Source organism: Neobacillus sp. BP17 (assembly GCF_059579525.1).
This window is the reverse complement of the sequence record NZ_CM184198.1, coordinates 1,771,895-1,798,882: the sequence shown is the minus strand read 5'-3', so window position 1 is coordinate 1,798,882 and position 26,988 is coordinate 1,771,895. Positions and strand designations below refer to the sequence as shown.

Genomic DNA, 26,988 nt, shown 5'->3' with positions numbered 1-26,988 from the left:
TATTGATTATTCTGTTTCAGAATAGTTAATTACATCCTCCGCTATGACTTTTCTGTCTCGAATAATCTTGTAGCCGCCTTTTCCGCCATAAGGTATCGTTAATTCAATTTGTTTTTTGGTTGTTTCGGTAATAAAAAAGGTTTCTGCCGGTTCCGTCATACTGTGATTCATATCTTCGATGTAAATAAGAACTTCCTGCTTAGGAATAGGTTCACCGGAAACTGGAACGGTCGGTTCATACTCAATGGATACTTCCTTCACTACCGTTTTTGGGGGCTTTTCTTCTTTACCTTTTGAAATAATAACGGTTACCGTATCACCTTTATTCATTTCTGTTTTAGGTTTTGGATTTTGTGAAATCACCATGTCGGCAGGAACTTTGTCATCATATTTTTCTTCGGTCTCGATCTTAAGTCCTACTAAGGAGGCATAATCCTCTGCACTTTTTAAAGTGTATTGTGTTAGGTCCTTTAAGATAATTGTTTCTGGTCCCTTACTAACTTCAAACTTTAATTCAGTATCTTCAGGGACAACTTTATCACCACCAGGAGGTGTTTGACTAAGGATCGTTCCTGGTTCACTTTCATCATATATCTCAGTCTTCTTAATATCTTTAAAATTCCGATTTTCCAATAAAGGAAAAACATCGTCATAAACTCTTCCAACATAATCGGATAGTTCCATTTTTTCTTTGCCGGTACTAATATATAATGTAACTTTTGTGTTTTCCTTAACCGTTGTTCCAATTTCAGGGTCTGTCTTTATAACTTTACCTTGATCAATCGCATCATCTGGAATTTCGATTTGTTTCTCTACCTCTAAACCATTAAGATTAAGTTTGGAAATGGCTTCATCTAATTCCATCCCGCTTATATCCGGGATTTTGACATCTTTTGCAGCCAATAATCCAGGTAAAAAGGTTATAGTTAAAAGCCCTAAAACAGCAAGGATAAGAAAAGTTGTAATGAGGACAGTGGGCCATTTTTTCCGCTTTTTCTTAGTCTCTTTTTCTTTCTCAGGTGTCTCCTTTTTGGTTTGGACAACTTTATCTGTACTATGGACTAATGTTTCATCCAGATTTTTATGCGGACGGTCATCGGTAATAATGGGAATTGCCTTTGTTGCTTCATCATCGATTGGAATGTTAAACTTAGGTTCATTCATTCTTTCTGGATCAAGCGCTGTTCTTATATCCTCTTCCATTTCATCAACACTATTATAACGATGAAATGGATCCTTTGCAGTTGCCTTCAAGACTATATTCTCTACACTTTGTGGAATATTTGAATTCCACCTTCTTACAGAAGGTGTTTCTGATTGAAGATGCTTTAATGCAATCGAAACGGCAGATTCCCCCGAAAAAGGAAGCCTCCCTGTTAAAACTTCAAACATTACAATCCCAAGCGAATAAATATCTGATTTCCTATTTGCCATACCGCCTCTTGCTTGTTCTGGTGATAAATAGTGTACTGAACCCAAAACCGAATTAGTTTGGGTAATGCTTGTTGCACTCAATGCCATTGCAATACCAAAATCAGTGATTTTTACATTGCCTTCCCGATCAATAAGTATGTTATGTGGTTTAATATCACGATGTATAATATGATTTTGATGAGCATGAGATATGGCAGAAGTTAATTGCATCATAATATCTAAAGCTTTTTCGACACGAAGTGATGAATGTTGGTTTATGTATTGCTTTAATGTTTGCCCATTCACATATTCCATTACAATATAGTAAAGAGAATCCTCTTCGCCTACATCGTATATACTGACAATATTGGGGTGGGTAAGACTAGTAGCAGACTGTGCCTCTCTATGGAAACGGCGAATAAATTCCTCATCATTAACAAAATCAAGGCGGAGCATTTTAACAGCAACTTCTCTGTCTAAAATCATATCATGTGCTAAATAAACATTTGCCATACCGCCTCCGCCAATCATTTCAAGCACTTTATAGCGGCCGCTTATTCTTTTCCCAATAATCACTGATAATCACCCAATTCATTATCATTAGCATATTCTAAAATAATTAGGGTAATATTGTCTTCTCCACCATTCTCATTTGCCATGGTAATTAATGTAGAAGCCTTTTGTTCAAGTGAATCTTCATTTTGAAGAATTTGAATCATTTCTTTTTCATTTACTTTATTGGACAACCCATCAGAGCATAGTAAAAGATAGTCACCTTCTTCAAACATGATTGTTTTAAAATCAATTTTAACATCTTGTTCCGTTCCTAATGCTCTTAAAATCCAATTTTTCCTTGGATGATGCTCCGCATCCTCCTTGGTAATTTGTCCCGTTCTGACTAATTCGTTGACAAGTGTATGATCCTCTGTAAGCTGCTTGAAGCCCGAATCATTTAAAATATAACAGCGACTATCCCCAACATGTGCTATGGTTGTAAAATTCTCTGAAGCTATGACCGCTTCAATTGTTGTGCCCATCCCCTCACATTCTGCATGGCTTCTGGAATGGTCATATAGTAATTGATTCACTTGAAGAACATGCGTTTTTAACCAAGCTTCCGCTTGATCTGCCGTTTGAATGCCTTCAGACTTCTCCCACATTTCCTGGAGATGTGAAACAGTCATATTACTTGCTACATCACCGGCAAGGTGACCGCCCATACCATCAGCTACGATGGCAAGGCGGTGTCCGTCCCGATTTACAAAAGTACCACCACTATCTTCATTATTCTGACGAACTCTTCCTTGGTCCGTTTTAAAAACAGCTTTCACTTTTGTCACCTCGTCTCCTCTTTCCGCTCCTTTGCACGAAGTTGCCCACATGCTGCAGCTATATCTGAACCTTGCTCTCGGCGAATCGTTACATTAATTCCGCGGTTTTTCAATGTTTTTTCGAAAGCAAAAATTTTGTCTCTTGGTGTCCGTACATAATCCCTTTCAGGAACATAGTTGACAGGAATTAGATTCACATGGCACTTCAATCCTTTTAATAGTTCAGCTAATTCTTCGGCATGCTCAACTGAATCATTAACTCCTCCAAAAAGACCATATTCAAAGCTGATTCGGCGACCTGTCTTATCGATATAATACCTTACTGCCGTCATTAAGTCATCAAGTTTATACGCCTTGTTAATCGGCATTAACCTCGATCGTAATTCTGTATTTGGAGCATGCAAGGAAATCGCAAAGTTAATTTGCGTGTCTTCATCGGCAAACTTATAAATCTTTGGAACAATTCCACTTGTTGAAACGGTGATATGTCGTGCTCCTATGTTAAGCGCCTTTTCATGATTAATTATTTTTAAAAATGACATCATATTATCATAATTATCGAATGGTTCACCAATCCCCATGATAACAACAGAGCTTACCCGTTCATCGGTTTCGTCTAGTGTTTGCTGGACTTTAACTACTTGAGCAACGATTTCGCCTGCCTCCAAGTGTCTTTTAAGCCCGCCTAATGTAGAAGCACAAAAGGTACAACCAATTCGACAGCCTACCTGGGTCGTGACACAAACGGAGTTCCCATAATCATGACGCATTAATACAGTCTCAATCGAATATCCATCATGAAGCTCAAAAAGAAACTTAATGGTTCCATCAGATGAGGTTTGTTGAATTGCCGTATTTAATGTAGTTAGTACAAAATTACTTTCTAACTTTTCTCTAAGGCCCTTCGAGACATTACTCATATCCTCAAAAGATGTAATTCTTTTTTTATAAAGCCATTCAAAGATCTGTTCGGCACGAAATGGCTTTTCACCATTTTCAGAAAGCCAATCCTTTAATTCTTGTAATTGTAATGAATAAATTGATTTTTTCTTTACTTCCGCTGTTGTGTTTGTCTCAGTTGTATTTAATTGTTCCAACTGTTACACCCTCTTTCTTAATACTGCTATATAAAATCCATCTGACCCAATATCTTGTGGGAATATCTGTAAATCAAAACCTGTAATTAATGGCTGGATTGCTTCAGGCATCCGGCTTTTAAATGTTACATCCCCTTCGAATTCAGGGTTGTTCTCAAGAAATGTTTTGACTGTATATTCATTTTCTTCTTTATCGACTGTACATGTACTATAGACAAGAATACCGCCCTTTTTCAATAACGGGGTTACGGACGTTAATAAGTCTTGTTGAATGGTACTTAGCCGCTTTATATCCATCTCTGTTTTGGTATATTTCATATCTGGCTTTCTTCTCATTACACCGAGTCCGGAGCACGGAGCATCGAGAAGAATTCGATCAAATGATTCAAGCTTAAACTTTTCCTGTAAATTTCTTGAATCAGAGACACTTGTTTTAATATTTTCTAACCCTAACCGTTTGGCATTATCATTGATTAATCTTACCTTGTGCTGATGAAGGTCTACTGAAATCACTTCACCTGTATTGTCCATTTTTTCAGCAATATGGGTACTTTTACCACCTGGTGCCGCGCATGCATCGAGGACATATTCGTTTGGCGATGCACCTAAAGCATATGCTGCAAGCATCGAACTTTCATCTTGGATGGTAAACATTCCATATTTGAAGGAAATAGTTGAAGCCAGATTTCCCTTTAACGAACGAATGGCCTCAGGAATGACCGGGCTTTTTTCGATTTGAAAACCATCTTCTTCTAAAATGGAGATACATTCGTCTCTTGAAATTTTCGTAAGGTTCACTCTAGCTGTTTGCAATGGTGCAGTTAGGTTGACCTCACACATTTCTTTCGTTTTATCAAAACCGAATTGAGCCACCCATCTGGTAACAAGCCATTCCGGATGACTAGTTTCAAGTGCCAGCCGCTTATTGGGATCGGCGATTTCCGAAAGTGACGGAAGCCCTTCTCTTTGTATGCTCCTTAAAACTCCATTTACCAAACTGCCGATTCCTTTATGACCACGTTTTTTGGCAATTTCAACTGCTTCGTAAATTGCAGCTCTATCAGGTATTCGATCAAGGTAAACCATTTGATACAGAGTGAGCCTTAATAAATGGTGAACCCAATTTGCTAACTTTTTATTTTCTTTGACAAACGGCTCTAAAAAATAGTCAAGCGCCATTCTTCTCTGTAATGTCCCATAGACTAATTCTGTTAAGAGGCCGACATCTTTGGCAGGAAGTTCGTTTTTTTCAATGGTAGAATTAAGAAGTAAATTGCTGTATGCCTGATTTTTCTCAATAGCAACTAACATGTCCATTGCGATGGTTCGTACATTGTTTATGGTTGATGTCATTGCTATTCTCCTAGTCTCGTGCCTACTGAAATTTTAGCACCTCTTAAGAATTGTTCACACAGCATTTTTGATTTCCCGGAAGGCTGAAGTTCAATGATTTTAATGGCTGTTTCATTTCCCGTACTAACAGTGAAGCTATCTGATTCTACCTTAAGGACAGTACCAGGTTCTACTCCCCTTTGCCCCGCTTGCTTATTAGCTCGCCATATCTTTACCACCTGACCATTCAAGGTGGTAAACGCAACCGGCCAAGGGTTTAATCCACGAATATGGTTATAGATTTCTTCACCGGTTCTTGTCCAGTTAATTTTTTCTTGTTCTCGTTTAATGTTGGAAGCAAAGGTTGCATCGGCATGGTTTTGCGGCTTTGGCGTAAGTCGGCCCTCCAAAAGAAGCGGCAAGGTTTCCGATAATAATTTAGCCCCGGCTTCACTTAGTTTGGCGAAAAGTGTTCCAACATTGTCTTCTTCAGTGATAGGAACCTCAATGCTTGTTAAAATATCTCCAGCATCTAATTTTTCAACCATATACATTATTGTCACACCTGTTTTCTGTTTCCCTTGAAGAATAGCGTAATGGATAGGAGCACCGCCGCGAAGTTCAGGAAGCAAGGATGCATGAACATTGATACAACCGTATTTAGGGGCTTCTAATAATTTATTGGGTAAGATTTGACCAAATGCGGCCGTAACAATTAAATCGGGTTTCAATGATAGGATCTTTTCTAGTTCTTGTTCTTGACTTATTTTTTCTGGCTGAAAGACCGGAATATCATGTTTTAAAGCCTCAACCTTTACTGGAGGGGGGGTCAATATCTTTTTCCTGCCAACTGGTCGGTCTGGTTGTGTCACTACACCAATGACATCATATCCGTCATTAATAATTTGTTGTAAAACCGGCACGGAAAAATCCGGAGTACCCATAAAAACAATTTTGGTCATTCAGCTTCTACTCCTTTTAACTCATCTTCTTCTAGATATCTTGTCACCTTTGTTGTAAATAAAATCCCATCAAGGTGATCGATTTCATGTTGAATTGCTCTCGCGAGAAAGCCCTCTGCTTCTAATGTATATTTTCTTCCTTTACGATCAAATGCCTCAATCTTAACAAAATTGGGTCTTGTCACTTCACCAAACAAGCCAGGGAAACTTAGACAACCTTCTGGTCCAGTTTGTTCACCAGATGTTTCTAAGATAACTGGGTTTATCATTTCAATTGTCCCTAATTCATCATCGATATCAACAATTGCGATGCGTTGGTCTAATCCAATTTGCGGGGCAGCAAGCCCTACCCCATCATATTCAATCATCGTGTCATACATATTATCAAGTACTTTTGCCAGCTTTCTATCAAACTTCACTACTGGCTTGCAAGCCTGCTCTAGTATTTCAGCAGGATAATTAACTACTTTAAGGATTGGCAAATCGTTTCCCCCATTAATGCCATTTAAAAAAAGGCGTAATTAAATTTTTTATTGCTTACATTTTCACCAAAAAAGCGAAATATTAACCTTTACAGCCTCAGGTAATAAGATGGTTACATTAAAATAAATGGATTCACATCAATTGTTACCAGTAAGCCACTTTTTGTATCTGTTTGATATTGATCCAAAATGGTTTTTAACATTTTTGTCAAGTTCGGTTCCCGCTTGTATTTTATCAGACATTGATAGCGATATCTATTATTAATCCTAGGAATTGGCGAGGCCGCCGGCCCTAAAACGACGGCATCATTTGAAACCTGAGAGCGAACATAATTAACAATTTTTTCTGTAGCTGTAACGACTGTCATTAACTGCTCATGACTGACAGTGATCAATGATAGATAATAAAATGGTGGATAATGATGTGTTTTTCGCATCATCATTTCTTGTTGATAAAAGAGATCATAATCCTGTGTCCCGGCAAGCTCAACACTATAGTGTTCAGGAGTGTAGGTTTGAATAATGACCTCTCCTGGCAACTGGTGACGTCCTGCCCTCCCGCTTACTTGGGTTAATAATTGAAAGGTTTTTTCAGAGGCACGAAAATCTGGTAAATGAAGCATAGTATCAGCCGAAAGCACACCAACTAAGGTGATATTGGGGAAATCCAAGCCTTTTGCAATCATTTGTGTCCCGAGGAGTATATCTGCTTTACCATTTTGAAAATCGGTCAATAATCGTTCGTGGGACCCCTTTCTACCTGTTGTATCCACATCCATACGAATAACCCTAGCTTCTGGAAGAATTTTTCCTAACTCATCTTCCACCTTTTGTGTACCAGTCCCAAAATAGCGGATATACTCACTGGCGCACTCCGGGCATTGCCTTGGCACATGGCTTTCATAGCCACAATAATGACATTTCATTTGTTCGTGAACACGGTGGTAGGTTAGCGATATATCACAATTAGGACAATTCATCACATACCCGCAATCGCGGCACATCACAAAAGAGGAATGTCCACGTTTATTTAAAAATAAAACAGATTGTTGTTTTTTTTCAATTCGGTCTTTTAACATCTCAAATAGCTTGCTTGAAAACATCGAACGATTTCCATTCCGAAGCTCCTCGCGCATGTCAATGATCTCCACTGAAGGCAGGGATTGATTATTCATCCGGGTAGGAAGTGATAAAAGATGATATACCTTCTTTTGAGCTCTAGCGAATGATTCGAGCGATGGAGTTGCGCTTCCAAGTACTACTGGGCAGTTATAGTTTTTCGCCCTTTCGATGGCTACATCCCTGGCATGGTATCGAGGCATTTCCTCCTGCTTATAGCTTGTTTCGTGTTCCTCATCAATGATAATGATGCCTAAATTTTCAAATGGTGCAAAAATTGCTGATCTAGCACCAACTGCTACTTTTACTTCCTTCCGTTGAATCTTACGCCACTCGTCATATTTTTCTCCTGCAGATAAACCACTGTGCAAAACAGCCACTAAATCCCCGAATCTTCCTTTAAAGCGATTAACCATTTGAGGGGTAAGCGAAATTTCTGGTACAAGTACAATCGCCTCCTGTCCTCTTTCAATCACCTCTTGGATGGATTGGAGGTAGATTTCAGTCTTCCCACTTCCCGTTACCCCGTACAACAAAAATACCGCATGTCGATTTGATTCAATTGAGTTTAGAATTGGCGCAATTGCAGTTTGTTGGGAATGGGTTAATGGTAATGGCTTCGTTCTTTTAAACGCCCTATCTTCAAATGGATCACGATAAACCTCCATGTCATACTCAATAAGGAGCTTTTTTTCCACAAGCGCTTTAATGGTTGAGGATGTCGTTTTTATTTCAGCGACCAATTGTCTTAATTCGATAGGATCAAAATGATCGACAAAATAACTTAATACTTGTTTTTGTTTTTCCGCTTTCTTGGGGAAGCTCTTAAGGACCTCTTTTAATTCAGCAACAGAAACTACTGGACGAACAAACTTAAGTTGTTTCTTTTTGACCTTTTCCTTAACAATGTATGTAACTTCCAGTTTTCCTTTCGCTGCCTCTTTTTGTAATAAGGGAACCATTCCATTTTTTAATGCGTCTTCCCAATCAACCATTATTTTATTTTCAAAAAGAGCTTGAAGGGGTTCTGTTAAATCAGCCAGTTGTACCCCCACAGCCAGTTGCACTTTTTTTTCATACTTTGCTTTTAATGCAGCAGGCAGCATCACCTGATAGGCAAATATTTTAAAACAAAGTGTATGTTCGGTCAGCCAATCGCCAAGTTCTAATAATTCTTTGTTTAAAACAGGCTCGAGCTCCATTGGTTCGATAATCTCTCTTAACTTTTTAAATTCTGAATGTGATTTTAACGAGGTGACAAATCCTTGGATCTTTCTAGGACCGAATGGAACGATTACTCTCATTCCAGGCTGGATGACTTCGCTTAACTGCTCTGGAATCAAATAATCGAAGGCCCGGTCGGTTTGCTTTGTCGGTACATCCACAATCACACTAGCTATCTCCATTTTCATCCATATCCTTTAAAAGGGAAGTAATTTCTTCAATAATCATTTTTGCTACATTACTTTTTGACATAAGTGGTAATTCGATTGCGTTTCCTGAACGTTTATACAGGGTAACAATATTCGTGTCCGTCCCAAACCCTGCCCCTTCCGCTTTCACATTGTTGGCGACAATTATATCAGCGTTTTTAGCAGTTAACTTTTTTCTAGCATATTCTTCCACATTATCCGTTTCAGCAGCAAAGCCCACCAGCACTTGGTTCCTCTTTCTCTTTCCAAGCTCCATCAGGATATCTTTTGTTCTTTCCAATTCAATACTCGAGTCACCTGCTTGCTTTTTCACCTTATGATCATAGGTGATTTTCGGACGATAATCAGCAACGGCTGCTGTTTTTATGACAACATCCGCTTTTGAGTAACATTCCAAAACAGCCTTGTACATTTCCTCCGCACTTTCCACTTTCACCACTTCGATTCCTAAAGAAGCTTTAAGATTGACCGGACCTGAAACTAATACCACATGAGCCCCTTGTCTCTTTGCCTCTTCAGCTAGAGCATACCCCATTTTCCCGGTCGAATGATTTGAAATAAACCGAACGGGATCAATTTTTTCACGAGTCGGTCCTGCAGTTACTACAACAGTTTTTCCTTTTAAGGGCTGGTGCTCCCGCTTGATAAAATATTCTCTGATGATATCCACAATTTTTTCCGGTTCTTCCAATCGTCCCTTTCCAACATAGCCACAGGCTAGATATCCTTCACTAGGTTCAATGAATTGATAACCGTATTCCGCTAAGAGTGATAAGTTTTTTTTCACAGCAGGATGATCATACATATGTACATTCATGGCAGGAGCAATCCAAACAGGCGAGGTGGCTGCAAGCAATGTTGTTGTTATCATATTATCTGCGATTCCGCTCGCAATTTTCCCAATGGTATTTGCCGTAGCAGGAGCAACTAGAATTAAATCAGCCCAATCTGCTAAATCAATATGTGCAATGACTCGTGGATTGATTTCATCAAAAGTATCAACATGCACTTCATTGCGAGATAATGCCTGAAAGGTTAATGGGGTAACAAACTTTTGAGCTGATTCACTTAAAATTACTTTTACTTGTGCTCCAGTCTGAACAAGCTTACTTGTTAGTGCTGCTGCTTTATAGACAGCTATTCCACCTGTCACACATAACAATATTTTTTTATCTTTCATCATCATCGCTTCCCTCGCTTCTTAATCCATTTGTCTTTCTTTTATTATGCAAGAATGAATGCAATTTTTCATCTTTTACCTACCATCATTCGACAAAATCCACTAAATATTGAATCACCAAAATAAAAAAGGCTGACACGTAAGGTTTATCCCTTTTGTCACGCCTTCTCTAATGATTTCTAATCGTATAATTATTTATTATTCAGCAAGTGTATCTGCCTTTTTAGAAATCCGATACGTTAATTCACCGCTATAAATTTCCTCAAGTGCTTTACCCACATGCTTATGAGAAACATATTTTGGTAATCTTTCATCCTTAACTTGGGACATTACCCGCGCCCGCTTGGCAGCCACGGACACTAGTGAGTATTTAGAATCAATTTTTTCAAGCAACGAATCAATAGAAGGATATAACATCTTATTCAACCTCCAGCAATTTTTTATAGCGATGTTCTACACGTTCTCTGCGGCAATGTTCGGCAGTGACAATAGCTTTCACACGTTCACAAGCAAGCTCCACTTGGTCATTTTCAACGACATAATCATATAATTCCATCATTTCAATTTCTTCACGGGCAGACAACATCCGGTTTTGGATAATGTCATCAGTTTCTGTTCCCCTTGTCACAATCCGGTTCTTTAATTCGGATAAACTTGGCGGCATTAGGAATATAAATAAACCTTCAGGAAACTTTTCACGAACCTGACGGGCACCTTTTACTTCAATTTCTAAAAAGACGTCTTTTCCGGCATCTAATGTTTCACGAACATAGTCCACAGGGGTACCATAATAATTGCCGACAAATTCGGCATACTCTAACAGCTTTTCCTGCTTGATTAAATGTTCAAACTCTTCTCTTGACTTAAAAAAGTAATCAATTCCATCAATCTCCCCTTCTCGCGGTGAGCGGGTTGTCATCGAAATGGAATACTCAAAAGCTGTATCCGGATGTGAAAAAATCTCTTTCCGTACCGTTCCCTTTCCAACCCCAGATGGCCCAGAAAGCACAATTAACAATCCCTTTTCCTGCATTTTCAAAAATCCTACCCTTCATCAATTATTTCATCACGATCAGCTAAACGGTGTGCGACCGTTTCTGGTTGAACAGCTGATAGAATAACATGGTCACTATCCATAACAATTACTGCTCTTGTTCGTCTGCCGTATGTGGCGTCAATTAATGCACCACGGTCGCGGGCATCTTGAATAATTCTTTTTATTGGAGCAGATTCAGGGCTGACAATTGAAATAATTCGATTGGCAGAAACGATATTGCCAAATCCAATATTAATTAATTTAATCGACATGGTCTTCATCCAATCATTAATAATATATTTTGACCGTCTCAAACCATTTCTAAACAAGGTTCACTCGATATTTTGAACCTGTTCCTTCAACTTCTCGAGCAAACTTTTAATATCAACGACCTGTTTAGCAATGTTGGAGTCATTTGCTTTTGATCCAATCGTATTTGCTTCTCTGTTCATTTCTTGAACAATAAAGTCCAACTTTCTTCCAATTGGTTCTATACTTTGCAGGGTATGCAAGAACTGTTGAATATGGCTTTTTAAACGGGTAACTTCTTCATTGATATCTGCTTTATCAGCAAAAACGGCAACTTCCGTTAATATCCTAGTTTCATCTAATTGCCCATTAACGAATTCTTCCATCCTTTTTGTTAAACGTTCTTTATATGATTGAACAACGAGGGGAGCGAATTTTTGAAGTTCCAGCACATTTATTTCTAACTGTGACAAGATAGCGAGCAAATCCTTTTTTAATTCTTCTCCTTCTGCCAATCGCATTTGTCTTAACAAATTGGCTGCTTCCTCTGTTGCTTCTAGAACTAGCCTTTCCAGCTCATCATTTCCGATTTCACTTTCTTCAATATGTAAGAATTCACTTCGACTAAGTAAATCCTGAAGTGTGACTATTCCTTCAACATGATACTTTTCACGTACCTGCTCGATGATTTGAGAATATTCATCCAGGAGTTTCCAGTCAACATGGACTTTTCGGGTTACACTTCCTTCACCCTCTAAGGTGACATAAACTTCAACTCTGCCACGGCGGATATACTGACTTAGTTTCTTTTTCAAACGATCTTCTATTTTTAATAGCTGCCTGGGCATTCGGATATTCATTTCACAAAAACGGTGGTTCACTGTTTTTATTTCTACATTTACAGAGAAAAGATCTGACTCTGCCTTAGCTCTTCCGAAACCCGTCATACTAGTTACCATTTTGTGCACATCCAATCTCCTGAAAAATTGATCTGCTCCCTAAATTTTTCAAAAAAGACAAAAGGTAATAGAGTGGAATCTATTACCTTTTGGATTATAACACACTTTATTTTGTTTTTCTTAACAAAAATGACCCAGCTAGTAAAAAAGTTGGAATCGATGATAACCCAACAATCAGTAACCAATCCTTTGCTGCGATCGGAAGTGTATGGAATACTGGCTGTAACGGCTGGTAATATATAACAACCAGCATCAATACTAGTGACGATACCACCGCCCAAACAAGATATGGATTTCCAAAAGGATTTCTTGAAAGGACCGATTTTTCACTGCGGCAATCAAATACATGAATGAGCTGTGCCATTACGAGTGTAGCAAAGGCAACAGTTTGTGCATATTGCAACTGTGTTGGGTCGTTATGATAGACAACCATAAAGGACAACAAAGTTACAATCCCTATTAAGAAACCACGTGATACAACTTTCCAGCCTAACCCACGCGAAAAAACACCTTCATCTGGGCTGCGCGGCTTACGTTTCATCACATTTTCTTCTGGTCGGTCGAGTCCAAGTGCCATCGCTGGCAATCCATCTGTTACCAAATTAACCCATAGAATTTGGATAGGGATCAATGGAAGTGGAAGGGCTAAAACCATCGCAAACAACATCACCAAAATTTCGCCTACATTGGATGCCAATAAGTAACGGACAAACTTCCGAATGTTTTCGTAAATATTTCTACCTTCAACTATCGCTGCCTTAATTGTGGCGAAGTTATCATCCAACAGAACTAGTGCAGATGCTTCTTTAGCAACATCTGTACCGGTTATTCCCATTGCCACTCCAATATCAGCTGCTTTAATGGCTGGAGCATCATTTACTCCATCACCCGTCATCGCAACAATATGGCCGCGATTTTGTAATGCTTTGACAATTTTCAGTTTATGCTCTGGCGATACCCTGGCGAAAACGGAAACATCATTAACGACTTCTTCCAATTCTTCGACAGACATTTGCGATAGGGCATTTCCATCAATGACCTTACTCTTATTGGTTATGATTCCAAGTTGGGAGGCAATTGCTTTCGCTGTGATCACATGGTCACCGGTTATCATAACTGTTTTTATGCCTGCTTCCTTACATTCCTTGACCGCCTTTTTCACTTCTGGTCTTGGCGGGTCTATCATTCCTTGGATACCAATTAGGGTTAGATTCTTCTCTGCCTCATGTTCGCTTAATATGACGGTGTTAGCCTGGATTGGTTTAAAGGCAATCGCAATCGTTCGAAGAGCCTGTGACGCAAGGCCGTTTATTGCCTCTTGTACTTTGGACTGTGTTTCTTTATTTAAAAATTGCGTTCTCTCGTCCCAAAGGACTGATTCACTAATTCCTAATAGGACATCTGGTGCCCCTTTGGTGACAATGAAATTCCGCCCCTGCTTGTCTTTTACATGCACACTCATCATTTTACGAGCAGAATCAAATGGGAATTCTTTAATAATTGTAAATTCATCTAATAATTTAGGACGATCAAACCCTGCTTTCATGGCACTTACTAAAAGTGCTCCTTCAGTTGGATCTCCATCGAGAAAATAATCATCTTCCCTGACAACTAAATCTGAATGGTTACATAACATCCCAAAAATCAGCATCTGCTGAAGTGCTTTTTCATCTTTAGGATTAATATTTCGTTCATTTCTATAAAAATTTCCTTTGGGTTGATAACCGACCCCATCTACAGTCCAGGTTTGCCCTCCGCTCCAGAGGTGAGTAACGGTCATTTTGTTTTGCGTCATTGTTCCCGTTTTATCTGAACATATTACCGATGCACAACCAAGTGTTTCAACCGCCGGAAGCTTCCTAACAATCGCATTTTTCTTAATCATTTTTTGGACACCAAGTGATAATGCTACTGTGACAATCGCTGGGAGTCCTTCCGGAATGGCAGCAACAGCAAGTGAAACACCTGCTAAAAACATCTCATAGATGTCGTGTCCCCTTAAAACACCAACCACTACCACCAGAACAGTTAACAACAATGCGACAGTTATTAAAATTTTTCCCAATTGTTCTAAGCGCCGCTGTAATGGTGTTTCCTGAGTCTGTGCATTTTGAAGTAAATCTGCAATTTGCCCCATAGCTGTTTTCATTCCTGTTGCAATGACAACCCCAACACCGCTTCCCCTCGTGATCATCGTACCCATAAAGGCAATATTCTCCATGTCACCTATTCCTGGGTTTGGATTAGCTAATGATTCGGTATGTTTAGAAACAGGAACAGACTCACCGGTTAGGGCCGATTCTTCAATCTCTAAACTATTTGACTCAATTACCCTAACATCTGCACCAATTCGGTCCCCGCTAGTAAACTTCAAAACATCGCCAATAACAATTTCTTTCGATGGGATCTTGATCCACTGTCCATCCCGAAGCACTGAAACTTGGGGAGCAGATAATTCCTTTAAAGCCTGGAGTGATTTCTCCGCTCTTCTTTCTTGAAAGAAGCCTAGAAAGCCATTAATAATGACGATGGCGATAATCGCAATGGCATCAATGTATTCGCCAAGCAACCCAGATATCAGTGTAGCAGCAAGCAGCACTAAGACCATAAAATCCTTAAATTGACTAAAAAATAAGAGTAAAGCCGATTGCTTTTCTCCTTCGTCCAATTCATTTAGACCGTGCAGCTTCACCCGTTTTTTTACTTCTTCCTGCGATAATCCAGAAGAAAAGTCGGTTTCTAGGGCCTTTTCTACTTGATCTATCTTCATTTCATGGAATTTCATCCGACCATCTCACTTCCCCCTTTAAATACCTATAAATACATACTCTAAAGAAAGCTTATTCAGGGTCGTCCCAAAAAATGCTATGATATAGTGAAAGTTAAAATAGATAATAAGTTAAAATAAGACAGTCTTTTTTTGGTAAGCTATAATTAATACATATGAATGTAGTAAAGGATGTTTTCCATGTCATTTGATGGTTTATTTACAAAAGCAATGGTCGATGAACTTGTCCGTTCGTTAAAGGGCGGAAGGATTAATAAAGTTCATCAGCCCTATAAAAATGAAGTGATTCTCACCATTCGTGCCAATGGTGTAAATCAAAAACTGCTATTATCGGCGCACCCAAGTTATGCACGAGTTCAATTCACTGAAGAGTCATATGATAATCCAAGTGAGCCGCCAATGTTTTGTATGCTGCTCAGGAAACATATTGAGGGTTATATATTAGAGGATTTATATCAAAAAGAAACCGATCGGATGATTGTACTAGAAATTAAGGGACGGAATGAGATTGGGGATATTAGCTACAAGCAATTAATTATTGAAATTATGGGTAGACACAGCAATATTGTACTCGTTGATAAATCCCGGAATATCATTCTTGACAGCATCAAACATGTCTCCTTTGCAGTGAACAGCCACAGGGCGATTATACCCGGACAGCCTTATGTTTTCCCTCCAGAACAGCATAAGCAAGATCCATTTCATTGTGATCAGGACGATCTATTAAGAAAGATTGATTACAATGCAGGGAAAATTGATCGCCAATTAGTTGAACAATTTGCTGGGATTTCACCACTATTCGCTAAGGAAGTAATATTCCAGAGTGGCCTTGCTAATCGTGCTACTGTCCCGGGAACGTTTATAAGTATGGTTAAAAAAGTTGCATCTGGTGATATTTTCCCCTCCATTATCTCGGCAGGCGGGAAGGACGCATTTTACTTATTTCCACTTGAGCATCTGAAAGGAGAAATAAAAACATATCCCACGCTAAGTGAAATGCTTGACCGCTTTTATTTTGGCAAAGCCGAAAGAGATCGGGTAAAGCAGCAAGGGAATGATATTGAACGATTTATTCATAATGAAAAAGAAAAGAACGAAAAGAAAATTGACAAACTGAACGTTACATTAAAAGAAGCTGAGCGTGCGGAGCAATTTCAACGCTATGGGGAACTTTTAACAGCCAATTTATATGCAGCCAATAAAGGGATGCGTGAAATTGAAGTGCTCGATTATTATGATGAATCAGGTGGGACGATTATCATTCCACTAGACCCGCGGAAGACACCATCTGAAAATGCCCAGAAGTATTTTTCAAAATACCAGAAGGCAAAAAATGCAGTTGAAATTGTTATTGAGCAAATCGAGAAAGCCCAAGTTGAAGTTTCCTACTTTGATAATTTATTACAGCAAGTACAAGCTGCCTCCCCTAAAGATATTCAAGAGATTCGTGAAGAACTTGTGGAGGGTGGATATATTAGGGAACGGCAAAAGAAGAAACTTAAGAAGGCACAGAATGCCAAGCCAGTATTAGATCATTTTAAATCGAGCGATGGTACCGATATTATCGTTGGCAAAAATAATAAACAAAATGATTATTTAACCAATAAATTGGCAGCAAGGGATGAGATTTGGCTTCATACAAAAGATATCCCTGGCTCACACGTGGTAATTCGAAGCAAAGAACCATCAAATGAAACGATTCGGGAAGCTGCCATTTTAGCCTCCTATTTTAGTAAGGCACGAAATTCCAGCTCTGTTCCTGTTGATTTTACAAAGGTTCGATTTGTAAAAAAACCTAGTGGGGCAAAGCCAGGATTTGTGATTTATGATAATCAGCAGACAATATATGTCACGCCAGATGAGGAATTGGTACTTAAATTGAAGAAATAGAAAGAAAAGAAGGCATCCACAAGGTCGTGGATGCCTTCTTTTTCTATTTATCAGCGTTAATTTCATTTTAAGAGTGGAAATTCGATTTTATCAGCGAATCTCTGTTTCCAAAAACTTGTTGCTCCATTCAGCAGGGTTTTTGCTCCATAATAGGAGACTTTTCTGATCATCTCCCGTAACGATACCCTTAGAAATCGCTACTTCTATTAATGTTTCATAATCAGTCAGTGACTTACTCGTAATCTCGTTTTCCTGAAGCAGTTCTCTTCCCTTTTCAAGCCCATAGGTAAAAATGGAAACCACACCAAGTACGTCACAACCTGCTTCCTTTAATGCTTGAACTGCTGTGATTACACTGCCGCCAGTTGAGATTAAATCTTCTACAACGACAACCTTTTGACCTGCCTCTGCTTTTCCTTCAATCTGATTGCCTTTACCGTGTCCTTTTGCTTTCGAACGAACGTAGCACATAGGAAGGTCCATTAAGTCACTGACCCATGCGGCATGAGGGATACCTGCGGTTGCTGTACCAGCAATAACTTCAGTTCCCGGAAAATTTTCCTCAATCAACTGCTGCAGCCCAGCAGCAATTGATTTTCTTACCTCTGGGTATGAAAGAGTTAGGCGATTATCACAATAGATTGGGGAACGAAGTCCTGATGCCCACGTAAATGGCACCTCGGGCTTCAAGGCCACCGCATTGATGTCTAGTAATTTTTCTGCTATTAATTTTTTCATTGTGTTACTCCCTTCCATGCTTCCATCCATTGTTGATAACTTGTTAGCGGGTCTTGTGAACGGGTAATAGAGCGGCCAACCACAATCGCACTAACCCCCATTGTCCGCGCTGATTCAGGAGTTGTGATGCGCTTTTGATCTCCTACCTGATCTGAGGCCATCCGAATACCCGGACAAACCGTCAAAAACGATTGCCCAGCCTTTTCCTTAATCAAAGCAGCTTCCCATGCCGAGCAAACAACTCCATCTAAGCCTGCTTGTTTCGTTATAGAGGCATAATGAAGCACCGATTCCTTTAAGGAGACCGGAATAAGTTGTTCTTTTTGCATTTGTTCCTCAGACGTACTTGTTAATTGTGTTACCGCTATACAGTTAGGCCGCTTCCGTCCTGCAGTGGTACCTGCTTCTAGACCCTCCAGTGCTGCTCGCATCATGTCAATTCCACCTGCAGCATGAACATTTACCAAATCACACTCTAAACGTGCCAGACCCTTCATTGCACTTTTCACTGTATTTGGAATGTCATGAAGCTTTAAATCAAGGAAAATACGGTGACCTTGCTCTTTTAATTGATGAATAATCGAGGGGCCTTCCTGGTAAAACAACTCCATCCCTACTTTTACAAAAAGCTCTTTACCAGCAAACGGCTTTAGAAATTGATTAACTTCGTTTACGCCGGGAAAATCAAGCGCGATGATTAGCGAGTTGTCCATGTTCCTTCCAGCTCCTTCCTGTACATTCACTGATGTGCTCAAATCCTAATTTTCCAAGCAGTTCAGGCAGTTCCTCAATGATCGTCGGACAAACAAATGGATCAACAAAATTGGCTGTGCCGACTGCGACCGCACTTGCTCCTGCATAAAAATACTCGATGACATCACTAGCCGTCTCAACACCACCCATACCGATGATTGGAATCCCTACCACCTGGCTGACTTCGTGAATCATCCGGATCGCCACTGGCTTAATTGCTGGTCCTGACAATCCACCGGTTCGATTGGCAAGAATCGGTTTGCCTGTTTTTAAATCAAGTCTCATTCCGATAAGAGTATTAATCATCGTCAATCCATCGGCACCACCTGCTTCAACAGCCTTCGCCATCTCAACGATATTTGTTACATTTGGCGACAGCTTTACATATACTGGTACCTCTGATACCTCTTTAACCTTTCGGGTTAATTGTTTCGCTGTTTCAGGAATGGTTCCAAAAGCAATCCCGCCTGTTTTTACGTTAGGGCAGGAAATATTCAGTTCTAGCGCATGAACATTTGGAGCCTTTGAAATTTGACGGGCTACCTCCACGTAATCCTCTTCAAGTGATCCAGCCACATTTGCAATAATTGGGACATCGTACTGAGATAAAAAAGGAAGCTCTTCACCAAGTACCTTTTCTAGTCCTGGATTTTGCAAGCCTATGGCATTTAACATGCCTGCAGAAGTTTCGGCAACACGTGGTGTTGCATTTCCGTACCTAGGTTCTACTGTTGTCGCTTTAATCATAATCGCGCCAAGTACACTTAGATCATAGAACTGACTGTATTCTCTGCCAAATCCAAAGCATCCAGATGCAGGCATGATTGGGTTTTTTAAGTTTAAGCCTGGTAATTCAATGTTTAAGCGACTCATATCAATACCTCCCCAGCTCGGAATACAGGACCATCACTGCAGACTTTTTTATAAGAAACTCCTGTCGGGTCATCCTTCTTTTTACATACACACGCAAAGCAGGCACCGATGCCGCAGCCCATCCGTTCTTCTAGCGATAAGAAAACCTTCTTATCTTGATAATTCTGCTCAATTGCTCTTAACATCGGAGTTGGTCCGCATGTATAGATACAATCAAACTGCAATTCTTTCATTACATCCGTCACAAAGCCCTTTCTACCATAAGAACCATCCACAGTCGCTACATAGGTTTCCCCATTTTTCGAAAATTCTTCTTCATAAAAAACAGCTGATACAGTCTGGAAGCCGAGCACATGGATGACTTTTACACCTTTTGCGACTAACTGATTTGACAGTTCATATAGGGGAGGAACACCAATTCCACCGCCGACAAGTAAGGCAGTATCTCCCATACTGACTTCTTCAACAGGAAAACCATTGCCTAGTGGACCAAGGATGTCGACATGCATCCCTGGTCGTAATTCTGCTAGCATGGAAGTTCCTCTTCCATCTTTACGATAAATCATTGTTAAATTTTTCTGTTCATAATCGTACGAGGAAATACTAATTGGTCTGCGTAACAGTGGATCAAGGCCATTGGATACTTTAATATGGACAAATTGACCAGGCTCCGTTATTTGAGTAACTAACTCTCCTTCAATCGTCAGCTCATAGATATCTGCAGCTATTTCTTTTTGGCTGAGTACTTTGCATAACTCTTTTTGGATCATGCAAACACGGCCTCCTTTTTCATAGCGGCCATTGGTTCTGCTGAAAAATTCATCGATTCAATTACTTTTAAGATTGCATCAGCCGTGTCAAGTGAAGTTAAGCATGGAACTCCATTTTCAACAGCTTCTCGGCGAATTCTAAACCCGTCACGTTCAGGCTGTTTGCCCTTCGTTAAAGTATTAATAATGAACTGTGCCTCACCATGATGAATAACATCTAGTAATGTTTTACCCTCTGTACCAATTTTGCCGACAACCTTCACTCTTAGGCCTGCTTCTTCCAAGGCAGCCGCTGTTCCGCTTGTTGCCATTAAACCATAGCCGTTTGCAGAGAAACGTTTCGCAAGTTTTAAGGCTTCCTGCTTATCCTTATCTGCTACCGTAAACAATACGGTACCGAACTGCTGAATTTTCATACCTGAAGCAATTAAGCCTTTGTATAGGGCCTTTTCGAGGGTTACATCCTTACCCATGACTTCTCCAGTTGACTTCATTTCTGGCCCAAGCGTGATATCGACACTCTTCAGTTTGGCAAAAGAGAATACAGGAACCTTGACATATACTCCTTCTTTTTCAGTAACAAGACCTGGGATGTAGCCTTGGTCGAGAATCGATACTCCAAGAATCGCTTTTGTTGCGATTTTTGCCATTGGGATATTGGTAATTTTACTTAAGAATGGAACGGTACGACTTGATCTTGGATTTACTTCAAGTACGTATACTTGTTCACCCGCGAGCACATATTGAATATTTAGTAATCCAATAATATTTAACCCTTTCGCTAATTTCTCGGTATACTCCACAAGTGTTTGTTTCACTTTTTCACTGAGAGTTTGCGATGGGTAAACTGCAATCGAGTCACCTGAGTGGACTCCAGCTCGTTCGATATGTTCCATGATACCCGGGATTAGGACATTAGTGCCGTCACAGATGGCATCAACTTCAATTTCTTTCCCTGTTAAATATCGGTCAATCAAGACTGGATGCTCTGGATTCACTTTTACAGCGTTCTGCATATAGTAAAGAAGTTCTTCTTCATGATAAACAATTTCCATTGCTCTTCCACCAAGTACATAGGAAGGGCGGACAAGAACTGGATAACCGATATCTCTGGCGATCACAAGTGCCTGTTCTACTGACATAGCTGTTTTTCCTAATGGCTGTGGAATGTCTAATTGCACAAGTGCTTGTTCAAATTTATCACGGTTTTCAGCACGGTCTATGTCTTCTAAGCTTGTTCCTAGAATTTTCACGCCATTTTCTTCAAGTTTAGCCGCTAAGTTGATTGCGGTTTGTCCGCCAAACTGGACCACTACCCCCATTGGTTTCTCTAAGTCAATAATACTCATCACATCTTCAATGGTCAGTGGTTCGAAGTATAGCTTATCAGAAATACTGAAATCCGTTGATACTGTTTCTGGATTATTATTAATGATAATCGCTTCATAGCCTGCTTCTTTAATAGCCTTTACAGAGTGTACAGTCGCATAATCAAATTCAATGCCCTGGCCGATACGGATTGGACCGGATCCTAGAACAATGACACTATTTTTCTCTGTTACAATCGACTCGTTTTCATCTTCATATGTGCCATAGTAGTAAGGTGTTGCTGATTCAAATTCAGCTGCACAAGTGTCAACCATTTTATAAACTGGGATAATTCCGAGATTTTTTCTAGTAAGATAAATTTCTTTTTCAGTTGTATTCCAAAGCTGGGCGATCGTCTTATCCGTAAAGCCTTTTTGTTTTGCTTCAATGAAGATTTCTGTGTCAAACGGTTTAGCAGCAATTACTTTTTCAAGTTCGATAATTCCTTCCATTTTCTTCAAGAAGAATAAGTCGATTTTGCTCCATTCATGGATCGTCTCAATGGTTAATCCACGTTTTAACCCTTCTGCGATATAAAAGAGTCGTTCGTCTCCGGCTTTGCGAATCCGTTTCTCAAGTAGATCATCATTGATTTCTGCGGCGTCGTTTAATTCGAAATGATAAACCCCTGCCTCAAGAGAGCGGATTGCTTTCAAAAGAGATTCTTCAAATGTACGGCCAATTGCCATAATTTCTCCCGTTGCTTTCATTTGTGTCCCTAGGGAACGGTTACCTGATTCAAATTTGTCAAACGGCCATCTAGGTATTTTGGTTACGATATAATCTAGTGCCGGTTCAAAGCTTGCATAGGTTTTTCCTGTTACCGGATTTAACATTTCATCAAGTGTTAAGCCTACGGCGATTTTAGCTGCAAGCTTAGCAATCGGATAACCGGTTGCTTTTGACGCTAATGCCGAAGAACGGCTAACTCGTGGATTTACTTCAATAATATAGTAGTTGAAGCTGTATGGATCTAATGCCAACTGAACGTTACAGCCGCCTTCAATACCTAAGGCACGAATAATTTTTAATGAAACATTGCGAAGCAGCTGGTATTCCCGATCGCTTAATGTCTGACTTGGTGCAACCACGATGGAATCACCAGTATGAACACCAACAGGATCGATGTTTTCCATATTACAAACCACAATGGCATTGTCATTTTTATCACGCATTACTTCGTATTCAATTTCCTTGAAACCAGCAATACTTTTTTCTAGCAGACATTGATTCACCGGGCTGTGCTTTAGTCCACTTGTAACAACTTCCTCGAGTTCCTCGTCGTTATGGCAGATACCTCCGCCTGTTCCTCCTAATGTAAATGCTGGTCGAACAATCACCGGGAAACCAATTTTTTCAACGAATGCTTTTGCCTCAGCTACTTCATGGATAATTTCGCTATCTGGAACTGGTTCGTTTAATTCATTCATAAGGCTTCGGAAAAGATCTCGGTCCTCTGCTTGGTTAATCGCTGAAAGTTTCGTACCAAGAATCTCTACTTCACATTCAGCTAAGACTCCGGATTTTGTCAACTCAACAGCCAGGTTAAGACCTGTTTGTCCGCCAAGTGTTGCAAGCAGTGCATCCGGACGTTCTTTGCGAATGATTCTGCTGACGAATTCTACAGTCAAGGGTTCAATATAAACAGCATCTGCCATCTCTGTATCCGTCATGATGGTGGCCGGATTGGAGTTAACTAGAATAACACGGTAGCCTTCTTCTTTCAGAACGATACATGCTTGGGCACCGGCATAGTCAAATTCTGCAGCCTGCCCAATGACAATTGGTCCTGAACCGATTACTAAAATGGAGTTGATATCTGTACGTTTAGGCATTTGCTGTAACCTCCTGTTTGTTCTTTTCCATCAAGTCAAGAAATTGATTGAATAAGCCGTTTGCGTCTTCTGGTCCTGGAGATGCTTCCGGATGATACTGAACTGTAAATGCTGGGTAATCCAGGTGTTTCAGTCCTTCGACTGTTCCGTCATTTACTGCAATGTGAGTAATTTCTAATCTTGTATTTTTAATTGATTCTTCCTCAACTGTATAGCCATGGTTTTGTGAAGTAATGGCAACTTTTCCTGTAGCAAGATCTTTAACCGGATGGTTGGAACCGCGATGACCGAACTTCATTTTTTCCGTATTAGCTCCACATGCTAGGGCAAACAATTGATGACCTAAGCAAATTCCGAACAATGGTACCCTGCCTAATACTCCTTTTAACATATCAATCGCTTCTGGAACATCTTTTGGATCCCCAGGTCCATTTGAAAGCATGATTCCGTCTGGGCGCAACTGAAGGATTTCATCTGCTGTTGTATGATATGGGACAACGACCACATCACAATCCCGTTGGTTAAGTTCCCGTAAGATTCCGTGTTTCATTCCAAAATCGACTAGGACCACTCTCTTGCCGCGTCCTGGACTTGGGTAAGGATTTTTAGTAGAAACTTGTTTAACTTGGTTTGTTTGAAGCGGTGCTTTACGTAATTGAGCTAAAACCTCATTCGCATCCTTTTCAATGCTGCAGATAGCCCCTTTCAATGTTCCATATTGGCGGATAATCCGTGTTAATTTACGTGTATCAATCCCTGCAATCCCAGGAATCTTTTTCATGTCAAAGTATTCATCCAATGTATATTCATTTCTCCAGTTGGACGGGAAGTCTGCTGCTTCTTTTACAATCAATCCTTTAACAGCTGGATTGATGGATTCGAAATCGTCGCGGTTTATTCCGTAATTTCCGATTAGTGGATAGGTTAATGTCACAATCTGTCCGCAATAAGAAGGGTCAGATATAATCTCTTGATAGCCTGTCATCCCTGTATTAAAAACAACTTCACCAATTGTTTCCGTATCACTTCCAAAGCCTTTACCAATAAAAATGGTACCATCTTCTAATATAAGTTGTTTTTTCATACTAAGACACTCCCTTTTTCCCAAGCGATTTCTCCTTCAGCGATTGTCATTTCTGGCCAACCTTTACATTTCCAACCGCCAAATGGTGTATTTTTTCCTTTTGATAGGAATTCTTCTGTATTAATTTCACGTTCTTCTTCTAGGTTCAACAGTACTAAATCTGCTGGTGCTCCCACTTCGATTTTTCCGTATGGAAGTCCAAATGCTTCCGCTGGCTTAACGGTGAGGTAGTTGATTAACTCTTCAAGCGTCATAATTTCCTTTAGTACGAAGTGAGTATATAAAAGCGGGAAGGCTGTTTCGAGACCAACAATTCCGAATGGCGCAAGCGTCATTCCTTCTGCTTTTTCTTCTGCTGTATGTGGCGCATGATCTGTTGCAATGAAATCAATGGTTCCATCTAAGAGCCCTTCGATTAAGGCTTTGCGGTCTTCTGCAGCACGAAGCGGCGGATTCATTTTATAGTTTGCATCTAATCCTGGGATATCATCTTCAGATAATAATAAGTGATGTGGTGTTACCTCGGCTGTTACTTTTATTCCTGCACGTTTAGCATCTCTAACTACCCGGACTGATTCTTTTGTGCTGATATGGCAGACATGGTAATGACAGTCTGCTGCTTCGGCTAAGAGTACATCCCTAGCAATTTGAACGGATTCACATATAGATGGAATTCCATTTAATCCATGCTTCTTCGCAAATGTTCCATCATGGACAGACCCCTTGTTAATTAATGTGTTTTCTTCACAGTGTGCGACAATTGCCATATCAAGTGCCGCCGCTTTACGCATTGCTTCAAGCATCATCACAGCTGACTGTACGCCTACTCCGTCATCCGTAAAGGCAAATGCGCCTTTAGCTTTCAAGCCCTCAAAATCCGTTAACTCCTGACCCAACTGGCGGATTGTGATGGACGCATACGGCAATACCCTAACCTTCGCTGTATCCTTAATGCGCTTTTGTAAGTCCTCCATGTTGTTAATGGTGTCAGGCACCGGTCTTGTGTTAGGCATGTTGGCAATAGTGGTAAATCCGCCTCTTGCTGCGGCGGCTGTTCCGGTTGCGATGGTTTCCTTTTTTTCTCCGCCTGGTTCACGGAGGTGGACATGTAGGTCGATAAAGCCTGGTGCCACTAATTTTCCTTCCGCGTCGACGGTCCGATCCACAACCGCAGTGATTTGTGTTTCAATTTTTGTAATCTTTCCATCTTCTATTAATAGATCAGCCTGTTTCTTTTCTCCCTTAGATGCTATGTAACATGCGTTCTGAATAAGTATTTTCATGTTGTTTTCCTCCTTCAAGATTTTCGATTGATCTCTTGATTGCTGCCATTCTTACATAAACACCGTTTTCCATTTGCTTAAAGATTCTTGATCGCTTGCACTCGACAAGACTATCTGCTATTTCTACATTTCTATTTACAGGAGCAGGATGCATGATGATGCTCCCCTGCTTCATCATCTTTTCTCTTTCAATCGTAAGACCATATTGCTTGTGGTATTCATTTGCCGTAAAACTGCTCTTTTGTTGATGCCGTTCATGTTGTACACGGAGAAGCATGACGACATCCGCTTCTTCGATGGCCAAATCAATCGGCCTATACCTCGATATATCCGTGCTCCTAGTATCGAACCATTCTTCTGGACCAGAAAAAGTCACTTCTGCACCCAGCCTTGTTAAAACATCGGCATTGGAACGTGCCACCCGACTATGACGAATGTCACCGATAATAGAAATTTTCAAGCCTGCGAATTGGTCAAACTCCTGCTGGATCGTCAGTAGATCAAGAAGTGATTGCGTCGGATGATGCCCGCACCCATCCCCGCCATTAATGATTGGCGTGTTAACTTTTCCGACCAATTCATCAAAATAGCGGTCCTGACCGTGTCGAATGACAATGGAATTGACACCAATGGATTCTAATGTTTTTACTGTATCGTAAAGTGTTTCCCCTTTTTGGACACTTGAAGTAAGCACTTCAAACGGAATTACCTCTAATCCTAATCTTCTTTGGGCCACTTCAAAGCTGCTCTTTGTTCTTGTGCTCGGTTCAAAAAATAGATTGGCAGTAAACATTTGCCTGTCCGGACGCCATTGCATTCCGTTTTTAAAGTTATGAGCATCTGTTAAGATTTGATAAATCTCATCCACCTTTAATTCGTTCGTGGTTAGTAAATGATTTAACATCCATCATCCGCCTCTCTCATTTTGGATAAAAAACACCCTGACCAGAAGTCACGGGTGCAAGAAATACAAACTTAATCCATGCGTTGTCATACATGGTACTAAGCTTACA

Annotated in this window: 22 protein-coding genes; 1 reads left to right on the top strand and 21 read right to left on the bottom strand. The window is 40.1% G+C overall.

Features of this window, described 5'->3' with window-relative positions; translation table 11 throughout:
• Positions 1–6 precede the first annotated feature (6 nt).
• From pknB to AC4QJR_RS08660, 13 genes are all read right to left on the bottom strand, one after another.
• The gene (gene pknB, locus AC4QJR_RS08720) at positions 7–1,989 is read right to left on the bottom strand and encodes a Stk1 family PASTA domain-containing Ser/Thr kinase (RefSeq protein ID WP_496525908.1); all 1,983 of its coding nucleotides are present in this window, start codon (positions 1,987–1,989) and stop codon (positions 7–9) included.
• Positions 1,986–2,744, bottom strand: coding sequence for a Stp1/IreP family PP2C-type Ser/Thr phosphatase (locus AC4QJR_RS08715; RefSeq protein ID WP_251456724.1), 759 nt, complete (start codon positions 2,742–2,744; stop codon positions 1,986–1,988). Before AC4QJR_RS08715 ends, pknB begins: the two co-directional genes overlap by 4 nt.
• 5 nt (positions 2,745–2,749) lie before the next feature.
• Positions 2,750–3,841 (bottom strand): dual-specificity RNA methyltransferase RlmN, encoded by a 1,092-nt coding sequence (gene rlmN, locus AC4QJR_RS08710; RefSeq protein WP_098572713.1) that lies wholly within the window; start codon positions 3,839–3,841, stop codon positions 2,750–2,752.
• A gap of 3 nt (positions 3,842–3,844) precedes the next feature.
• Positions 3,845–5,194 (bottom strand): 16S rRNA (cytosine(967)-C(5))-methyltransferase RsmB, encoded by a 1,350-nt coding sequence (gene rsmB, locus AC4QJR_RS08705; RefSeq protein ID WP_496525907.1) that lies wholly within the window; start codon positions 5,192–5,194, stop codon positions 3,845–3,847.
• A 2-nt stretch (positions 5,195–5,196) separates the two neighbouring features.
• Positions 5,197–6,135 (bottom strand): methionyl-tRNA formyltransferase, encoded by a 939-nt coding sequence (fmt, locus tag AC4QJR_RS08700; RefSeq protein ID WP_496525906.1) that lies wholly within the window; start codon positions 6,133–6,135, stop codon positions 5,197–5,199.
• Complete coding sequence (gene def, locus AC4QJR_RS08695; protein ID WP_098572710.1) at positions 6,132–6,617, bottom strand: peptide deformylase; 486 nt, start codon at positions 6,615–6,617, stop codon at positions 6,132–6,134. The genes fmt and def overlap by 4 nt, the downstream gene beginning before the upstream one ends.
• Before the next feature lie 113 nt (positions 6,618–6,730).
• A complete protein-coding gene (gene priA / locus AC4QJR_RS08690; protein WP_496525905.1) occupies positions 6,731–9,142 on the bottom strand; it encodes a primosomal protein N' in 2,412 nt (803 codons plus the stop codon).
• On the bottom strand, positions 9,129–10,352 hold the full coding sequence (coaBC, locus tag AC4QJR_RS08685; RefSeq protein ID WP_496526642.1) for a bifunctional phosphopantothenoylcysteine decarboxylase/phosphopantothenate--cysteine ligase CoaBC: 1,224 nt from the start codon (positions 10,350–10,352) through the stop codon (positions 9,129–9,131). The genes priA and coaBC overlap by 14 nt, the downstream gene beginning before the upstream one ends.
• A gap of 195 nt (positions 10,353–10,547) precedes the next feature.
• A complete protein-coding gene (gene rpoZ, locus AC4QJR_RS08680) occupies positions 10,548–10,766 on the bottom strand; it encodes a DNA-directed RNA polymerase subunit omega (protein ID WP_098572707.1) in 219 nt (72 codons plus the stop codon).
• Between the two features lies 1 nt (position 10,767).
• The gene (gene gmk / locus AC4QJR_RS08675; protein WP_496526641.1) at positions 10,768–11,382 is read right to left on the bottom strand and encodes a guanylate kinase; all 615 of its coding nucleotides are present in this window, start codon (positions 11,380–11,382) and stop codon (positions 10,768–10,770) included.
• Between the two features lie 11 nt (positions 11,383–11,393).
• Positions 11,394–11,657 (bottom strand): extracellular matrix/biofilm regulator RemA, encoded by a 264-nt coding sequence (remA, locus tag AC4QJR_RS08670; RefSeq protein ID WP_026566410.1) that lies wholly within the window; start codon positions 11,655–11,657, stop codon positions 11,394–11,396.
• A 60-nt stretch (positions 11,658–11,717) separates the two neighbouring features.
• Positions 11,718–12,593, bottom strand: a complete 876-nt coding sequence (locus tag AC4QJR_RS08665) for a YicC/YloC family endoribonuclease (protein ID WP_098572743.1) — start codon at positions 12,591–12,593, stop codon at positions 11,718–11,720.
• A 106-nt stretch (positions 12,594–12,699) separates the two neighbouring features.
• Complete coding sequence (locus AC4QJR_RS08660) at positions 12,700–15,378, bottom strand: calcium-translocating P-type ATPase, SERCA-type (RefSeq protein WP_496525904.1); 2,679 nt, start codon at positions 15,376–15,378, stop codon at positions 12,700–12,702.
• A gap of 183 nt (positions 15,379–15,561) precedes the next feature.
• Between AC4QJR_RS08660 and AC4QJR_RS08655 the strand changes: the two genes are divergently transcribed.
• On the top strand, positions 15,562–17,271 hold the full coding sequence (locus tag AC4QJR_RS08655; protein WP_496525903.1) for an Rqc2 family fibronectin-binding protein: 1,710 nt from the start codon (positions 15,562–15,564) through the stop codon (positions 17,269–17,271).
• A gap of 90 nt (positions 17,272–17,361) precedes the next feature.
• On the opposite strand, the gene pyrE is transcribed toward AC4QJR_RS08655, so the two are convergent.
• The 8 genes from pyrE to AC4QJR_RS08615 are packed head-to-tail and all read right to left on the bottom strand — an operon-like array spanning position 17,362 to position 26,879.
• Entirely contained in the window at positions 17,362–18,009 is a 648-nt protein-coding gene (gene pyrE, locus AC4QJR_RS08650; RefSeq protein WP_098572704.1) for an orotate phosphoribosyltransferase, read from the bottom strand.
• Positions 18,006–18,722 carry an orotidine-5'-phosphate decarboxylase gene (gene pyrF / locus AC4QJR_RS08645; protein WP_496525902.1) on the bottom strand — a complete coding sequence of 239 codons (717 nt, stop codon included), beginning with the start codon at positions 18,720–18,722 and terminating at the stop codon, positions 18,006–18,008. Before pyrF ends, pyrE begins: the two co-directional genes overlap by 4 nt.
• Entirely contained in the window at positions 18,694–19,635 is a 942-nt protein-coding gene (locus AC4QJR_RS08640) for a dihydroorotate dehydrogenase (protein WP_496525901.1), read from the bottom strand. Before AC4QJR_RS08640 ends, pyrF begins: the two co-directional genes overlap by 29 nt.
• Positions 19,632–20,405, bottom strand: coding sequence for a dihydroorotate dehydrogenase electron transfer subunit (locus tag AC4QJR_RS08635; RefSeq protein ID WP_098572701.1), 774 nt, complete (start codon positions 20,403–20,405; stop codon positions 19,632–19,634). The genes AC4QJR_RS08640 and AC4QJR_RS08635 overlap by 4 nt, the downstream gene beginning before the upstream one ends.
• On the bottom strand, positions 20,402–23,608 hold the full coding sequence (gene carB, locus AC4QJR_RS08630; RefSeq protein ID WP_496525900.1) for a carbamoyl-phosphate synthase large subunit: 3,207 nt from the start codon (positions 23,606–23,608) through the stop codon (positions 20,402–20,404). The genes AC4QJR_RS08635 and carB overlap by 4 nt, the downstream gene beginning before the upstream one ends.
• Positions 23,601–24,692, bottom strand: coding sequence for a carbamoyl phosphate synthase small subunit (locus AC4QJR_RS08625; RefSeq protein WP_496525899.1), 1,092 nt, complete (start codon positions 24,690–24,692; stop codon positions 23,601–23,603). The genes carB and AC4QJR_RS08625 overlap by 8 nt, the downstream gene beginning before the upstream one ends.
• Positions 24,689–25,975 carry a dihydroorotase gene (gene pyrC / locus AC4QJR_RS08620; RefSeq protein ID WP_496525898.1) on the bottom strand — a complete coding sequence of 429 codons (1,287 nt, stop codon included), beginning with the start codon at positions 25,973–25,975 and terminating at the stop codon, positions 24,689–24,691. The genes AC4QJR_RS08625 and pyrC overlap by 4 nt, the downstream gene beginning before the upstream one ends.
• Positions 25,935–26,879 carry an aspartate carbamoyltransferase catalytic subunit gene (locus tag AC4QJR_RS08615; RefSeq protein WP_098572697.1) on the bottom strand — a complete coding sequence of 315 codons (945 nt, stop codon included), beginning with the start codon at positions 26,877–26,879 and terminating at the stop codon, positions 25,935–25,937. The genes pyrC and AC4QJR_RS08615 overlap by 41 nt, the downstream gene beginning before the upstream one ends.
• Positions 26,880–26,988: the final 109 nt, after the last annotated feature.